The organism is Quyinboa sediminis (assembly GCF_042219855.1).
In the GTDB taxonomy this organism is placed as follows: Bacteria; Bacteroidota; Bacteroidia; order Bacteroidales; family UBA5342; genus JBHJHP01.
Genome location: NZ_JBHJHP010000001.1, coordinates 680,654 through 696,044, shown reverse-complemented (window position 1 = coordinate 696,044; position 15,391 = coordinate 680,654). Strand labels below are relative to the sequence as shown.

Here is a 15,391-nt window from a genome sequence, read left to right as displayed (position 1 = left end):
CCTATTCTTCAGGCTTTTCAATATTACCGTAATACGAAATAGACTGACGGTTGGTGCTGTTGATACTCAATGTGGTGTATCCGGTTTTACCAATGTGAAACACATATTTTACCAAATCATCCTGATTCCTTACCTGAAACTGTAGGAGGTATTCCTTCTTCAAGGTATCCACAGAAAATTTTTCAATGGGCAGGTCGAATGAAAAGGGCCCGTCAAGGCTGTTGTAATCTGCCTTATATGCCCTTCCGTAAAAAGGAAGATACGAATAAATGGAGTCGTTTTGAATTTTGGCTCTGAATGTGCCATCAAGATTTTGTGTGCGCATACCAAGTGGCAGTGCCTGTGACGGAACAAATACAAATCTGGCACTGTCGACCAACGCTTTGGTTTCTTTCAGTGCATTAGCTTCATTCAATGCTTTTCTTTCCTTACGGCTTAATTTCTGCTGCGCCTGAGATTGATATCCGGCTACTAAAAATAAGACTACTGTGATTGCTACTATTTTTTTCATGACACTTGATTTGGATAAATCATATCAATTTCTGTACCAATAGCTTAGTGCCCGGTATATCCTTAAGCAAATTTAACGCTCAACATACATATCCAGGCAAATTAACGTTTTGGAATCCCTGAGAACCAGGTATCCGTCTGCTGTAGCCAGAGGTGCCCAGGCATCCTGTCCGTCAAAAAGTTTAACCTCATCCAGTACTTTGAATTCATTGACACTTGGTTCAATAATGGTCAGGGTAGCGTCATCATTCAACAGAAAAAACTTATCATCAGCCATAAAATAAGGGCCAAGGCCATAGCGTTTATCTTTTCCGCTTGTCCACACCATCTTTCGAAAATCTTTCGGGTCAACACATACAAACTGGTTTCGGTTGGCTCCTCCTTCTTTCGGCATGATCCCGAATACATGGCCTTTCCAGACGACAGGTGTCTGCTGCTCACAGGCCAGACCGTCTTTGGGTTTGAACTCATCCAGAACCTTTACACTAAAGGAGCCATTATTTTCAATGAGTTGCATTACCATACTACCGGCGCCATAGCCTGCTGTCAGAAAAATCTTACCATCCGGTAAACACAGGGCTGAAGGTGCCACGACCGAATGATTCCATTCTGATGACTCCCACAGCAGCTTACCCTCATCATCTCCTTCGGCTGATACGCCGCAAACACCACCAACAGCGCTGTATACATACATTTTTCGGCCTTTAAAAGTAAAAGGCATAACCGAAGCATGCGACATGTCCCAGTTACCGGTATTGGGTACTTCCCACAATTTTTCACCGGAAGCACAATCCACAGCAATCAGTAATGCCTTACCACCCGTAGCAATTATAACTTTACCATTATCAATGAAAGGACATTGACCGGTATACCACAAAGGTTCCTCAGTCTGGTACTCTTTTTCAATATCTATACCCCATCTAAAATCACCTGTTAGCCGGTCTACGCACATCACCTGGCAACGCGGACCAATGGTTACCACATAATCCCCGGTAACTGCAGGTACGGTTCTTGACATGCCATGATTCCGTTTTATTTTAACCTTGTAACCTCTGCGCCATAGTTCTTTCCCTGTTTTAAGATCAAAACACCGCAACATATCTGCACGTTCATCTTCCATATAATCCAATACAAAAACCTGTCCCTTATAAATTGCGGCTCCGGCGTGTCCTTCTCCCAACTCTGTTTTCCAGACGACCGGAAGTTTATCATGATCAAGGTTAGATTTTAAATGAAATTGAGTATCGGAAATATTATCCCTGTCAGCACCACGGAAGCAGGCCCACACTTCTGTCCCCTCAGCTTTTTCATCTGAGAAACTTTCAAAAAGACTCCCGATCTTTACATCTTCCTCAAACACAGAGTCACTGCCACGGTTATCGGTACCCGGCAGACTGAGTGACAGGTCAGAAACCGGATCCTTGGTTAACCACCAAATAATTGCACCACCACCAGTTAAAATTAAAAGAGTGATGATTATGTGTGATGATTTCAGTTTTCCCATGTAGCGTTCTCCCAGGTATTATTCCCAACTCTGACCAAATACACTTAAGCTTCTGATTTTATAAATTCGGATAAACGAATGTATTCTATTTGATTTTATATACGATCAGCGATTTTCCATGCCGTAAATACAGTTTTCCATCTTTTATAACCGGATGTGCCCAATGTTGCATGGTTCCCATATTTACTTTCGTCTGGCTTACAAGGTCAAATTTATCCGGTGTGGCATTAACCAAAGCCAGTTCTCCACGATCTGAATAGCAGATCAGTTTTCCATCAGCAGCAATGACCACGCCGTTTGCCAGCGATTTATCATAGTATTTTGATTCTCCGCTGTTCCAGTCCACACAATGCCATCCACGGTTTTTATCACCTGATCCATAAAGATAGTCGCCCAGCTTTACGAATGCGCCAATCCTGTTATCCAGCTCCTCATTAAACCACGCTTTTGTAACCTGTGATCCATCTTCATTCAGATTAAGTTTTACGGTTCCCTTACCATATCCACTAACACAGGCAATGGCATTATCGGCATATACCGGCGTATTGGCATGAACCGACCACTGGTTAGGTTGCTCATACGACCATAACATTTCGCCGCTTTCTGTATCGTGTCCCTGTATATGACTGGCCATCATGGTCACCAGTATATCTCTTCCTTTTCGTGGAATAATAACTGGCGAACAATAGGCTGACAGATCACCCAGCCCCGGTGATGACCAGATTAGCTTCCCGGTATTTTTATTCACTGCAATAACATTGTATTTCTCACCACCAGGAGAACAGAATAATTTATCTCCATCGATCAGCAGGTTTTCTGTAACACCCCAGGTAATATTTCTTCCGTCAAGTTGATGCTGCGTATCCAGCGTCCATATTTTATCTCCGTTTTCCGCATTCATACAAATAAGGACACCGTATCCTGTGTACATGTAGATTTTATTTTCAGTTACAAGTGGTGTTGTGCGGGTGTTTGGAAATGATCCGGTGTATGCCCTGCCATAAGGTTTTTTCCACAACAGGTTTCCATCCATGCTCAATACATAAATAAAGCCGGTGGTATCTTCGTTACCTGATAAATAAATCCTGTTATTGTAAAATGAAGCCGAAGAATAACCTTCTCCCAGATTATCATAATGCCAGAGTATCTCAGGACCGTTTTCTGGCCACTGATCCAGCAGATCTTTATCGGGATAAACACCGTTCCGGTCCGGCCCTCTCCATGCGTTCTCAATTTGTGCTACACCAGAAACAGAACAGAACAGTAAGAATGTTAAAAAGAATGTACATGCCTTCATATTGCAGTTTTTTTTAGTTGTCTTTTTCAAATATAGTTGTCAAAGTTTATGAATACAATAGCGATTATCAGTTTAAAATAATTCTTTGTAAGCAAAATACTGTGCATTACAATGTTTTTTATTTTACATAAGATGGTGCTGTAGCTGCTTCACCCAATATGACATCAGAAAATACAATATTCTCTGCATCTACCATGCTTAATGCATTAGCCACCGTATCGATGGTAAGATTACTGATATAAATGTCTTTAACTTTTTGGTCGGGATATCCCTGAATCACCACACCGTTTTGTGTCGCCTTTTGACATGTAATGTTATTCATATATACATTGGAGATGTCCGTTACATGGCCCTTCCCTTCATTATGATAAAAAGATGTAATATAAATGCAGTCTTCAACTTCTCCCAACCTGACATTGTCCACATAGATATTATGAATGAATCCACCGCGGTCAGGATTGGATTTAAGATATATGCCACGTTTTAGTTTTCCTGCAAAATCGCAGTCCTTTACCAGCACGTTTTTAACTCCTGCCGACATTTCACTTCCAATCACAATGGCATGGAGACCTTTAAAATGACAATTTCGAACGATGATGTTCTCTGAACCGGTAGCCGAAGCCCGGCCTTCATTGTCGCGTCCGGCTTTTATAGCAACATTATCGTCAGAGTTGTTAAAATACACCTCTTCGATCAGCACATTTTTAGCATATTCCGGATCAATACCATCATTATTATAGTTAAAGGCATTATATCTTACAGCCCTGACAATTGCACCTTCACATTTCAGCAGATGGATACACCAAAACGGACTGTCTTCAATGGTTATCCCTTCAACTTTAACATTCTTACAGTTGTAAAACTGTATCAATTGCGGCCTCAGATAATGCCCTTCACCAAAAATACGTTCATTGACTGGTATATTCTGATGATTCATTTCCCGGCTTAATAACTGATCCTTTTTTTGAAGAGTTTTCCATTTCGACCAGGTATCAGAAGCTTCACCGTCGATAATACCCTCGCCTGTTATAGCTACATCGGTACATTGAAAAGCATAAATAAACGGACTGTAATTGTATAGGAATGTACCCTCCCAACTGGTTTTAACAACCGGCAGGTAGTATTTCGGTTCAGAACTAAAATACAACCTTGCTCCTTTTTCAAGTTTAATTTCCAGATGACTTGTCAGATGCAAAGGGCCTTTTATGAAGTAGTTGCCCGGCGGCACAACCAGTGTACCTCCCCCGAGTTTTTTAAGTTCAGCAATGGCGACATCAAAAGTAGTCTTCCAGTCGTTTAAAGAATCTGTTTCAGACCTGAAACTCTGTACATTCAATTTGTTATCAGGAATCTGTGGCTCAGAAATATTTTGAGTGACATACGTCTCAAAATCAAATTTTGTTATATTGCCTGATTCACAGGACAATAAGATTGCAGTAAGAAAACATAATAATAATTTTCGGGGCATACCTGACAGCTTTATAGTATTGATATCAAACAAAGATAACAGCTTTATGCACAAAAACATGTAAATGAGTTATTGAAATATACAGTTTGAGGAATCACATCTTTTAAATACTTTTGTTACTCATAATTTTGAACCTGATCATTCGTTTATTGGTAAAAACAAAACACATGAAGCATATTATTCTATTTATTATCACTGTTATTTCATTTTCCACATTTGCACAAACCGGACAGAAACAAGTGGAACTTGAGGATTTCACGCTCAGAAATACGTTTTATCAAAGGGATATTAGAGATATCCAAAGTATGAACGATGGTCAGTTTTATACTGTACTAGAAAATGGACAGCAGATTGTTAAATACAGCTATAAGACAGGAGAAAAAGTCGATGTCGTTTTTGATGTTAATGCAGAACTTCTCCAGGATGCAAAGCTTAAAACCATATCAGGATATGCCTTTAGCAGCGATGAACAACTGATACTGGTTTACACTAAAAAACGCCAGATTTACCGAAGAAGTTATACAGCTGAATACTGGGTATATAATATAAGACGTAAACGTATTGAAGCGATCGAGCCCGGAAAACGTCAGCAGATGGCCACTTTCAGTCCTGACGGAAACCGTGTAGCATTTGCCAGGGATAATAATCTGTTTCTGAAAGACCTGAGGTTTGGAACTATACTTCAGATTACCGAAGACGGGGAAAGGAATAAAATTATAAACGGCATTCCGGATTGGGTATATGAAGAAGAGTTTGAGTTCAACAAAGCTTTTGAATGGTCTCCTGACGGACAGTTTCTGGCATATATCAAATTTGATGAATCAGAAGTAAAGGAGTACAGTTTCCCGGTTTATAAAGGTTCTCATCCGTCTCACGATGAATATGAACTCTATCCGGGTCAGTATGTATATAAATACCCCAAAACCGGCGAAAAAAATTCATCCGTTTCGGTTCATGTTTATAACACATCCAACCGGGTAACACATAAAATGAAGGTGACAGAAGAAAAAGACATTTATTTCCCGCGCATTCGTTGGACCGCCACTTCGGAGTCACTTGCCATTCTTAAACTGAACCGACATCAGAACGAACTGGAATTGTATCTTGCTAATCCCAAATCCGGTGTTTGCAGAATGATAATGAAAGATACTAACGACAGGTACATAGATGAAACCAATCTGGATTATCTGAGTTTTTTACCTGATAATGAACATTTTGTATTAGTGAGCGAAAAGGATGGATGGAATCATTTATACTTGTATCGCAACGATGGCACCGAAGTCAGAAAACTGACGAGTGGTAAATGGGACCTGACAAAATATTATGGCTTCGATTCAAAACGCAACCTTTTCTATTATCAGGCTGCGGCTGTTTCTCCTTTACAGCGCGAAGTTTATGCGGTTGACATTAAATCTAAAAAAGTTACGCCTGTAGCGGTTCAGAAAGGAACAAACAGTGCAGATTTCAGTCATGATTACAGCTATTTTATCAGAAAATATAATTCTGCTGAAACACCCAGGATCGTCTCTGTTTGTGATAATAAAGGAAATGAGCTGCGCATTCTGGAGGATAATGGAGCGCTTAAAACCAGACTGTCTGATTATCAGACCTCGGCAAAGGAATTCTTCAGCTTTAAAACATCGGAAGGTGTAACTTTAAATGGATGGATGATGAAACCGCTTAATTTTAATCCTGATGTCAGGTATCCTGTTTTAATGGTTCAGTACAGTGGCCCCGGATCACAGGAAGTTCTGGATCAGTGGGAATTTGGATGGGAACAGTATCTTACTTCTCAGGGATATGTAGTGGCTTGTGTGGATGGACGCGGAACCGGCGCCCGCGGTGAAGAGTTTAAGAAATGTACCTATCTAAACCTGGGCAAACTTGAAAGCATGGATCAGATTGAAGCTGCCGGATATGTTGGATCTCTCCCCTATACTGATCCCGCCAGAATTGGCATCTGGGGCTGGAGTTACGGTGGATTTATGTCAGCATTATGCATGTCTCGCGGTTCCGGTGCTTACCGTATGGGAATCGCTGTTGCTCCTGTGACACACTATAAATTCTACGATTCAATCTATACGGAACGTTTTATGCGCACCTATCACGAAAACCCCAATGGTTATGACGATAATTCGCCAATGATGCTGGCTGACAAGCTGGAGGGTGATTTATTGATTTGTCATGGAACGGCTGATGATAATGTGCACTACCAAAACACCATAGAATATGCAGAAGCCCTGGTTCAGGCTAATAAACAGTTTGAGATGCAGGTTTATAATGACAGGAATCACAGTATATATGGTGGTAATACACGCAATCACCTGTATCACCGGATGTTTAATTTTATGGAACGGACGCTGAAGTAAAACCAAAAAGGACTCTTTAGTCACGCAGGGTGAATATTTTCAGGCTGAAAGTATTCACCCTGTGACTTTTTAATTTTCCTCAAACCTTAGTTGAAATTCCCTTGTCAGGTAGCTTATACGTATCGGATAGCTATTCATGATATCATCCATTTGCCCTGAATCCAGATTATCAAAATTCGATCCGTATTTTAATCTGGATGCTTCATCTCTTTTTGTACCGATGATCTGATAAACAGCGTCATAAATATTCATAAATGAATCAAAATTACTTTGATCTTTAATCTTTATGAAAACTATATAGTCCGGATTCTGCAGTATTTTTTCAGTTAAAATGGTTTTCAGTTCATTTTCAGGAACACTTCTACTGTTTACCTCGTAACTGCCGGATTTTGACATGTCTATAATAATTTGATTTGGTACTGACCTTTTGTAATCCTGCAGACGCTCCCAAAAAGCAGAATCAAGAGGTAACATTTTTAAGGGAAAGAGTGCTTTGAAATAATATGCATCATCATATGTTCTATGAAAAGGGAGCACTCTGAATCCAAACCTGTATATTCCTGCACTGGTTATGGTATCAATGAGCTGGGTAACATAACCCATTGAAATATTCTTGTCAATGCTAAGCTGCAAAAACTGATAATTAAATGCCATGTCAGTTGCTTTTTGGGCAATTAATTTACGATGAAGATCAGTAAAAGATATTTCTTTCTCATTGTAAAACAACCCTGCATGGGAAGGATCTGAATTTCTGACTACACAGATATGGTTTTGATGTAAGCTCTTTTTGTGGGCAATCTCATAATAATGCATCTCAGGTAGTTCCAATTGATAAGCGTATGCGATATTTTGTTTAAGAACGCTTTCGTTTATTGACTTATAATCAATGATATTGATAAATGAGAGACCAAAAGAGAAAAGAGAAATAATCAAAAATGAAAATCCCATCCATTTTAAAGCATTTTTTTTATAATGCCGCCTGATATGCATCCATGAATTAAGAAACAGAACAAAAATGATGAGCACAAACAGAAATTTATATTGTGGTAATAGACTAAATGTAAAATAGTTACATTCTGTTGCAAAATACAAACCATATCCGAATCCAAGCTTTGCAAACCAACTTAAAAAAAATGCATTCAAATTGAGCTGATCATTAATAATGACCATTCTTTTCCTGTTTCGCTTCTTGTTACGGACAGGCTTATAAAACCATATCAAAAAGCTTACTGATTGTCCGAAAATAAAGGAGATATAAGCAAAAAACAGGTTATAAAACCAGACTTCGTGGTCATTCAGTATCCAGATATTTTTATCCCACTCAACTGAATAATAACGTACTGCTTCTCTGCTGACAAACAATAAACCATAGATGCTTACGGCAAATAAGAACCCGATAAAACAGCCAGTAGTTATCCTTTTTCCGGACGGAAGAATCTCTTTAATTTCTGCATGAAGAAAGTGTTTCTTTAAGGCCATTTTGCAACAAAAACAGGTTACTGTAACGAAATTAGTGAAATTATTCTACTATCCAATCCATTACCCTGCTTGTTCTGGCGGCTGACTCCGCGGTACTCGGGCATGTTCTCACACCACGTAATTCATCAACTACCGTTTGAATAAGATACTGCTGTATGTGTTTTGGATATTCGAATTTAAGTATTTGGGTTGGTCCGCTATCAATGTCAATTTTTACGTCCGACGATCCAAATGACTGGTAGGTAATTTTACCTTTTGATCCAACTATCGTTGTCACTTCCTTTTCGGCATTTTTAGCAGCATTAAAGCACCAGATTCCGTTACCCATTACCCCGTTTTCAAATGCAAATGATGCTGTGACAATGTCATCAGCGGGATAAACACCGGCCTGATTGGAAGAGTATCCGTTTGCTGCTTTAACCGGGCCAAACAGGAAGTCCAGAAAATCAAGCTGGTGGGACGCCAGATCATGGAAATAGCCGCCCCCTGCAATTTTCGGATCAACCCGCCAGTTGACATCTGAATTGGCGATCAGATCATTATCCAAAGCTTTAAACATTTCAATGGAAACGGAACGGATATCACCGATATGGCCGGCATCAACCAGCTCTTTAATCTTCACGAAATTCGGCAACGTTCTCCGGTAATAAGCTACAAAGAGAGGTAAATCCGCTGATTTAAATACACTAATCATTGCTTTGCACTCTTCAAAATTACGTGCCATTGGCTTTTCAACATAACAGGGCAATCCTGCCTCTGCCACTTTTTGTGCCAATTCAGCATGCGAACCGGGTGGTGTGGCTATGTAGATGGAATTTACCTCCGGATGATTCAGAAGTTCATCCACATCGTTTGTGTAAAACGAAACATGATGCCGCCTGGCATAATCCTCTGCCTTCGCTTTGTTTCTGCGCATCACAGCTACAATAGAAGAATGCTCTATAAGGTTCATAGCTGGCGCACTTTTTACTTCGCACACATCCCCTACACCGATTATTCCCCATTTTACATTATTCAGTACTGATCTTTTATCCATGATTCAGTATTTTCTGTTAATCTGGTTTAAATATAGCTTAAAGCTTGCTCAGAATGAAATATTTTAAACAAATAACACTGATCAACTAATAATCTCATATTTAATGATATTATATATTTCCATGATACATATTATCCGGATAAAACAGATCTATTTAGAATTAAAATATGTAAGCATTTTTTCTTATGTGCTAAGATTGATTAATTTTGCAGCTTATAAATAAAAACGGGAAAATCTCTCTTTTGGGGTGAATTTGTTTTAAATTTTAAATTAAACATGGAAGAGTATAGTCTGAACCATTTAAAAGAACTGGAATCAGAGTCCATCTATGTGATGCGTGAGGTAGCAGCCCAGTTTGAAAATCCTGCGTTGCTTTTTTCAGGAGGAAAAGATTCCATTGTAATGGCTCATTTGGCAAAGAAAGCATTCTGGCCGGCCAGAATACCATTCCCATTTGTACATATCGATACAGGACATAATTTTGACGAAACTATAGCATTCAGAGATAACCTGGTAAAAGAACTGGGCGTAAAACTGGTTGTTGGTTCAGTTCAGGAATCTATTGACGAGGGGCGCGTTATTGAAGAAAAAGGATTCAATGCATCCAGAAACAAACTGCAGACAGTCACGCTTTTGGATACAATTGAAAAACATAAGTTTGATGCTGCTTTGGGTGGCGGCCGGCGTGACGAAGAGAAAGCAAGGGCTAAAGAACGTTTCTTTTCGCACAGAGATGATTTCGGTCAGTGGGATCCCAAAAACCAACGTCCGGAATTGTGGCATATTTACAATGGCCGGAAAAATGTAGGTGAGCATTTCAGGGTATTCCCTATTTCAAACTGGACGGAAATGGACGTATGGCAATACATCTATCAGGAAAACATTCCGCTTCCATCGCTCTATTATACCCACGAGAGAGATGTTTTTCAACGTGATGGTGTTTGGCTGGCTTACGCATCTTTCATGGAGCTAAAACCAACAGAAAAGGTGGAGCACCTAAAAGTCCGTTGCCGTACGATCGGAGATATTACCTGTACCGGTGTTACCTTATCACAGGCCAATTCCCTGGAAGATATTATTCAGGAAATTGCAGCAACGCGTGTAACTGAACGTGGTGGTCGTGCCGATGATAAGCGCTCCGAAGCAGCAATGGAAGACCGTAAGAAAGAGGGATATTTTTAAAGACAACTATTTTAGCAATCAGCACATTATTATACCATGGCAGGAAAAGAATCAGGTTATCTTGATATGCAACTTCTTAGGTTTACAACAGCCGGAAGTGTAGATGACGGAAAAAGCACCCTAATTGGCCGTTTATTGTATGACAGCAAGGCCATCTTCGAAGATCAGATGGAAGCCATAGAGCGGGCAAGTGTAGGAAAAGGTGAAGAAGAAGTAAATCTGGCTCTGCTAACAGACGGCTTGCGTGCTGAGCGCGAACAGGGTATCACCATTGATGTGGCATATCGTTATTTTGCCACACCCAAAAGAAAATTTATCATTGCCGATACACCGGGGCACATTCAGTATACCCGTAATATGGTGACGGGAGCTTCTACAGCCAATGTGGCTGTTATTTTGATTGATGCACGTAATGGTGTTATTGAACAAACCAGAAGACATTCATTCATTGCCAACCTCCTTCAGATTCCGCACATTATAGTTTGTGTAAATAAGATGGATTTGGTTGATTACAGCCAGGAGGCTTACGAAGCCATAAAAAAGGATTATACAGATAATATTACAAAAAAGCTTGGTCTGGATGATGCCCGATTTGTACCGATCAGTGCGAAAAACGGGGATAATGTGGTGGATCCGTCAAAAAATATGGACTGGTATAAAGGAGATACCTTTCTTAATCTGATGGAAACCATTGAAATTAAAAACGACGAAAATCTTGATGATCCGCGCTTTCCTGTGCAATACGTTATCCGTCCTATGCGTGATGAGTACCATGACTTCAGGGGTTATGCCGGAAAAATAGCCAGTGGAATATTTAAAAAGGGTGATGCGGTAAAGGTTTTGCCATCAGGAATTCAGACCAGTATCAAGCATATTTTTGAGTACAACGAAGAACTTGATCAGGCTTTTCCACCTCAATCTGTTACCATAGAACTGGAGGATGATATTGACATCAGTCGCGGGGACATGATCGTTGATCATGAGAATGTACCTGAAACAGGACAGGAAATAAATCTTATGGTATGCTGGTTTAATGAACGAAAACTGGTCCCGCGTGGCAAATACGTTATTAAACATACCACTAACGAAGTCAGAGCAATTGTTAATTCGGTGAATTATAAAATGGACATCAATTCACTGGAAAAAGATGACTCGGATTTAACAGTAGGATTGAATGACATTGCCAACATAACCATCAAAACTGCCAAACCGCTGTTTTACGATTCCTATAATAAAAACAGAATTACAGGCAGTCTTATAGTTATAGATGAGGCGACTAATGAGACTGTAGCCGCCGGAATGATCAGCTAAAAAGCCCAGAACTGGTTATCGTACCACACACGCTCTCTCAGTTCCTCATTAATTTCATGTAGAAATTTCTGATGGCCTACCTCCCATTTTGCAAGCATATCATATGTTTTTTGCTCATCGGGATCGGTAGCTTCTTTGGCGCGATCAGCATATATCTTAACTGCCCTTGTTTCAAAATCCATTGCAGCAGATATGGCTGCAGCTTCAAAACTTGCCGCACTGATCTCCTTCTTAATTTTATCCGTTAAGATTTGTGCCACAGTGTCATCGTCCGTGTCCATTTCTTTCGGCGCCGTAAATTTGGCGTTCCTGGTGTAGTTGTCATACTGTTCCTTCAAAAAGCGGATGTGTTCACTTTCCTCTTTTGCCATCAGATCAAAAAACTCTTTCGCGGCTTCATTATCGCTCTTTTCTGCAACATTGCTGTAAAATGACTGTCCCCGCATTTCAAGTAAAATAGCTTCTTTTAAAATATCAGTTACCGATTTGCTCATTGTGTTCTTTTTTATCCAATAAAGGTAATAAAAAGTGCGTGCTGAACAAACTGAAAAATCATGATTAATCACAGGGTAAAAGATTGACTTTGGTCATTACTCCGGTTCAAATTTAACCTTACTTTAGTTTGAACCTAATAGACATCATGTTATGAATAAACTGGCAGTTGTGGCCTTAGGCGGAAACGCTCTGCTAAGAGCAGAACAGAAAGGAAGTATTGAAGAGCAGATCGCCAATACAATGGATACCCTGGAGAATCTTATCCATCTTTTAAAGGATGGTTATAATCTTGTGATTACCCACGGTAACGGTCCACAGGTTGGAAATATTCTTATGCGGAATGATGCAGGCGAACAAATCTATGGTATCACACCAATGCCGCTGGATATTTGTGTGGCTGATTCTCAGGGCGGTATCGGATACATGATTGAACGGTGTATCCTGAATATCCTGAAAAAACACAGAATTAATAAAGAAGTTGTTGCTTTAATATCACAGGTTATTGTTGATCCGAAGGATAAAGCATTTGCTGACCCGCAGAAACGCATTGGTAAATCTTTCATGAAAGAGGAAGCCGAGCTCCTGAAAAAAGCCAAAGGCTGGCAGTTTAAAGATTCCAAACAAAATGGTTACGTCCGACGCGTGGTTGCATCGCCTGAACCGGTTTGCATTACCAACGAAAAAGTTATTGAGGCGACGGCCCGGGCGGGACGTATTGTCGTTGCTGCCGGAGGTGGCGGAATCCCGGTTTATAAGGACGACAAAGGCATGCTGCAGGCCGTGGAAGCTGTTGTGGATAAAGACCTCTCCTCCGCTCTGCTGGCCGCTCATATTCATGCAGATGAGCTGTATATTCTGACAGATGTACCGTTTGTATATAAGCACTTTGGAACAAGTCATCAGGAGATAGTCGAGTTTTTAAATTATGCGGATGCAAACGAATTACTGGAAGCAGGTGCTTTCGGAGAAGGAACCATGGCGCCTAAAATTAAAGCAGCGTTACGCTTTATTGAGCATGGCGGCCAAAAAAGTGTGATTACGGAGGCCACAAAGCTTGAGGATAAAACATATGGCACTAAAATTACACTGGAGTATGATCCTGATGACAAACCCCATCACCAGCTTATGCAATCGTAAACATATTGCCGGGAAGCGATTTTATAATACCTTCCAGTTCCATATTCAGCAGTGCCATGGAAACCTGACTGATCATTAATTCACTGTGCAGACTGATATCATTCAACGACAGTGTTCTGTGTTGCTGCAGTAGGAGGTAAATCTTTTCTTCATCAGGTTTCAGTTCAGTAAAGAGTCTTTTTTGCACACTTTTCTTTTTATCTTTCAGATCCCAGTTCATAAGCTTTAAAAGATCATCTGCTGATTCAATGACAGCTGCTTTCTGCGTTTTTATGAGAAAATTACAACCTGCTGAAAAGTAATTCCCGACGTTTCCCGGAACAGCCATAACTTCCCGGTTGTATGAAAAGGCCAGATTTGCAGTAATCATTGCTCCACCTTTAAGACCCGATTCTATGACCAGTGTAACATCAGAAAGTCCGGCAACAATCCTGTTTCGCTTTACAAAATTATGTGATTCAGGAATGGTAGATTGTGTATATTCGGTTATCAGTCCGCCATGCTCCATCATTTTATCAGCTGTGTCTTTATGTTTGGGAGGATAAAGATCGTCAAGACCATGAGCCAGAACAGCGAGGCTATCCAGGTTATGACGCAAGGCAGCTTTGTGTGCCATGATGTCAATGCCATAAGCCAGACCACTGACGACGCAAGTCTCAGAATCAGATTCAGCCAATCCTTTTATGATCTTTTCAACCATGCCGGAACCATAATGAGAACTTTTCCTTGTTCCGACAATGCTTACAATTTTTCGCCTGTTAAAATCAATATTCCCTTTAAAATACAGTAGAACTGGTGCATCATAACATTCATTCAGTCTGACCGGAAAATTCTTATCCTGGTAGAACGTGGTGCTTATATTTTCATTGATAATAAAATCTAATTCCTGCTCCGCGGCACTCCAAAATTCCTTCTTAAAAATGTTATCTACGACATGACGTGGAATCTGGGGTATCTTTAAAAGGTTTTTTTTTGATTCACTGAAAAGAGCTTCCGGTGATCCGGTTATACCAATGAGTTTTCTTACAATAATACTGCCGGCACCCGGTATCATGGATGCGGCTATTTGGTTTAGCAGGTATTTTTCAGACATTTAGGGGTAATATTAATATTTTCTTAGATTTCTTTTACATTCCTTTATCAGCTTTTTTGTTTGCTTTATTTTAACATTCATTAAGTCACTTATCTGCTCATTTTTAACCTTATCCGCCCAGTTTAACTGATTCTGATAACTCTTTAACAACTCCCTGTAGTTACGAAGCATCTCCTCCAGTTCAAAGGAAAGGTCCGCCTCTCCCCACATCGGTTTTTTATTTACTTTTCCAAGTTTATATTCTTTGTCTGTAGCTATCAACTCGCCATCCTGAATAAAATCAAAATAGTCGTTTTTATTGTTTCGGTTTATGTACTTGCGAGATGAGGAATGTGTCTTTTCTTCCCGTGAATAAAAGGATTCCATCTCTTTATTGAGAATTTCTGATGAAGATGTCGATACAGATGCAGAGTCAATTTCTTCAGGTTTTATTCCAAAGGCAGGGTCAGAATCAAAAGCAAAAACACGGACTATATTCAACAGGAAGAATATAATCAATGTACATAAATA

The 15,391-nt window shown here is 40.0% G+C and carries 13 protein-coding genes; 4 read left to right on the top strand and 9 right to left on the bottom strand.

Annotated features, from left to right (window positions below):
• Position 1: 1 nt before the first annotated feature.
• The 4 genes from ACE1EF_RS02865 to ACE1EF_RS02850 form a co-directional block, all read right to left on the bottom strand.
• Positions 2 to 511 carry a DUF4251 domain-containing protein gene (locus tag ACE1EF_RS02865; protein WP_375719103.1) on the bottom strand — a complete coding sequence of 170 codons (510 nt, stop codon included), beginning with the start codon at positions 509 to 511 and terminating at the stop codon, positions 2 to 4.
• Positions 512 to 583: 72 nt separating this feature from the next.
• Positions 584 to 2,014: an outer membrane protein assembly factor BamB family protein gene (locus tag ACE1EF_RS02860; protein WP_375719102.1), complete on the bottom strand. Its 1,431-nt coding sequence runs from the start codon at positions 2,012 to 2,014 to the stop codon at positions 584 to 586.
• Positions 2,015 to 2,099: 85 nt separating this feature from the next.
• The gene (locus ACE1EF_RS02855) at positions 2,100 to 3,311 is read right to left on the bottom strand and encodes an outer membrane protein assembly factor BamB family protein (RefSeq protein WP_375719101.1); all 1,212 of its coding nucleotides are present in this window, start codon (positions 3,309 to 3,311) and stop codon (positions 2,100 to 2,102) included.
• A gap of 118 nt (positions 3,312 to 3,429) precedes the next feature.
• Positions 3,430 to 4,779 carry a glycoside hydrolase family 28 protein gene (locus tag ACE1EF_RS02850; protein ID WP_375719100.1) on the bottom strand — a complete coding sequence of 450 codons (1,350 nt, stop codon included), beginning with the start codon at positions 4,777 to 4,779 and terminating at the stop codon, positions 3,430 to 3,432.
• Positions 4,780 to 4,946: 167 nt separating this feature from the next.
• Here ACE1EF_RS02850 and ACE1EF_RS02845 point away from each other — a divergent pair, with 167 nt between their 5' ends.
• Entirely contained in the window at positions 4,947 to 7,148 is a 2,202-nt protein-coding gene (locus ACE1EF_RS02845) for a S9 family peptidase (RefSeq protein ID WP_375719099.1), read from the top strand.
• 69 nt (positions 7,149 to 7,217) lie between these two features.
• Here the strand turns inward: ACE1EF_RS02845 and ACE1EF_RS02840 are convergent, their stop codons facing one another.
• Together ACE1EF_RS02840 and ACE1EF_RS02835 are read right to left on the bottom strand one after the other, a co-directional pair.
• Positions 7,218 to 8,627: an ExbD/TolR family protein gene (locus ACE1EF_RS02840; RefSeq protein ID WP_375719098.1), complete on the bottom strand. Its 1,410-nt coding sequence runs from the start codon at positions 8,625 to 8,627 to the stop codon at positions 7,218 to 7,220.
• A 40-nt stretch (positions 8,628 to 8,667) separates the two neighbouring features.
• Entirely contained in the window at positions 8,668 to 9,663 is a 996-nt protein-coding gene (locus ACE1EF_RS02835; protein ID WP_375719097.1) for a Gfo/Idh/MocA family protein, read from the bottom strand.
• Positions 9,664 to 9,939: 276 nt separating this feature from the next.
• On the opposite strand from ACE1EF_RS02835, the gene cysD reads away from it, so the two are divergent.
• Together cysD and ACE1EF_RS02825 are read left to right on the top strand one after the other, a co-directional pair.
• Positions 9,940 to 10,845, top strand: coding sequence for a sulfate adenylyltransferase subunit CysD (cysD, locus tag ACE1EF_RS02830; protein ID WP_375719096.1), 906 nt, complete (start codon positions 9,940 to 9,942; stop codon positions 10,843 to 10,845).
• A 36-nt stretch (positions 10,846 to 10,881) separates the two neighbouring features.
• Positions 10,882 to 12,156: a sulfate adenylyltransferase subunit 1 gene (locus ACE1EF_RS02825; protein ID WP_375719095.1), complete on the top strand. Its 1,275-nt coding sequence runs from the start codon at positions 10,882 to 10,884 to the stop codon at positions 12,154 to 12,156.
• On the opposite strand, the gene ACE1EF_RS02820 is transcribed toward ACE1EF_RS02825, so the two are convergent.
• A complete protein-coding gene (locus ACE1EF_RS02820; protein WP_375719094.1) occupies positions 12,153 to 12,650 on the bottom strand; it encodes a ferritin-like domain-containing protein in 498 nt (165 codons plus the stop codon). The genes ACE1EF_RS02825 and ACE1EF_RS02820 overlap by 4 nt on opposite strands.
• A 151-nt stretch (positions 12,651 to 12,801) precedes the next feature.
• Between ACE1EF_RS02820 and ACE1EF_RS02815 the strand changes: the two genes are divergently transcribed.
• Positions 12,802 to 13,788 carry a carbamate kinase gene (locus ACE1EF_RS02815; RefSeq protein ID WP_375719093.1) on the top strand — a complete coding sequence of 329 codons (987 nt, stop codon included), beginning with the start codon at positions 12,802 to 12,804 and terminating at the stop codon, positions 13,786 to 13,788.
• Here ACE1EF_RS02815 and dprA read toward each other — a convergent pair.
• Positions 13,775 to 14,881 (bottom strand): DNA-processing protein DprA, encoded by a 1,107-nt coding sequence (gene dprA, locus ACE1EF_RS02810; protein ID WP_375719092.1) that lies wholly within the window; start codon positions 14,879 to 14,881, stop codon positions 13,775 to 13,777. The genes ACE1EF_RS02815 and dprA overlap by 14 nt on opposite strands.
• Positions 14,882 to 14,893: 12 nt before the next feature.
• The gene (locus ACE1EF_RS02805) at positions 14,894 to 15,361 is read right to left on the bottom strand and encodes a hypothetical protein (protein WP_375719091.1); all 468 of its coding nucleotides are present in this window, start codon (positions 15,359 to 15,361) and stop codon (positions 14,894 to 14,896) included.
• Positions 15,362 to 15,391: the final 30 nt, after the last annotated feature.